Here is a 1,138-nt window from a genome sequence, read left to right as displayed (position 1 = left end):
AACAGACCGCCTAGTCACGCACCCGGGCAGGCGATTCTGCAACAGCCACTATTGAGCAGTGATCCGCCGCCTAGGTGGTTATCCACAGATTGCCGAATGGCTCTGGTGACCATCGCGCCGGTCGACGAGCATCGATTCCGTGGATGTCGGTGAAGCTCTTCGTCAACAGGATGGGGTGATCTCGCGTCGGCAGGCGTTGGATGCGGGCCTGGCTGAGCACGAAATCCGACGGTTGCTCAGACGCAATGAGTGGGCGCGGGTACACGCAGGCGTTTATGTCGCACACACCGGTCCGCTGACGTGGATACAGCGGGCATGGGCTGCAGTGCTTTACGCGGCCCCGGCCGCTCTGTGCTTCGAATCGGCGTTGGGAGTGCAGACGTCACCCATCCATGTCGCCGTCGAGCGGCAACGGTCGACATTGGCTGAGCCGGTCGGTGTCCGCATTCACCGTGTCGCCCACGTTGACGATCGCGTGCTGTGGAACGCCGGCCCGCCGCGGATGCGGTACGAGGAAGCCGCACTCGACGTCGCCGGCCGTTCTGCGCGCGAACTCGATGCCATAGCCGTTCTGGCCAACGCCTGCCAATCTCGGCGCACCACTGCTCGGCGGCTGCTGCAAACCCTCGACTCTCGCGGTCGGCTCCGACGGCGCCGCTGGTTGCAGGCGGTGCTGCTCGACATCGCCGACGGCACCTGCTCGGTTCTTGAGCACGGTTATCTTGTTCGGGTCGAGAGGCCGCACGGTCTGCCGCGAGCCACACGTCAGAAGCGGTCGATGTCATCGCTCGGCGTCTGCTATCGCGACGCGCAATACGGTGGACGGATCGTCGTCGAGCTGGACGGCAAGGTGTTTCACGATTCGACGACGCTGCGCGATGCCGATTTCGAGCGGGACCTGGATGCCGCAGTCGACGGCCGCTCGACCGTCAGGCTTTCCTATGGGCAGGTCTTCGACCGGCCGTGTCAGACCGCGAGCAAGATCGCTCAGATCCTGCAGCGGCACGGGATCGCGGTGGCCAGTCGCCCATGCGGGCCTGGGTGCGAGTTCACTCGAGTCGACCGCGCCGCGTAGTCGTCGTTGCGGCGGATTGCAGTCACTATGTGGCTGTTGCATTTTCTGTGCGGCTGATGATTC

At 64.4% G+C, this 1,138-nt stretch carries 1 protein-coding gene; it reads left to right on the top strand.

Annotated elements, in window-relative coordinates; translation table 11 throughout:
- Nucleotides 1-139 precede the first annotated feature (139 nt).
- On the top strand, nt 140-1,075 hold the full coding sequence (locus tag AC4LGL_RS21065) for a type IV toxin-antitoxin system AbiEi family antitoxin domain-containing protein (protein WP_491840478.1): 936 nt from the start codon (nt 140-142) through the stop codon (nt 1,073-1,075).
- The last annotated feature ends 63 nt before the right edge of the window (nt 1,076-1,138 follow it).

Source organism: Mycolicibacterium arcueilense (genome assembly GCF_058536225.1).
Note: the sequence above shows the minus strand (reverse complement) of the source record. Positions and strands in the feature narration are given on the sequence as shown.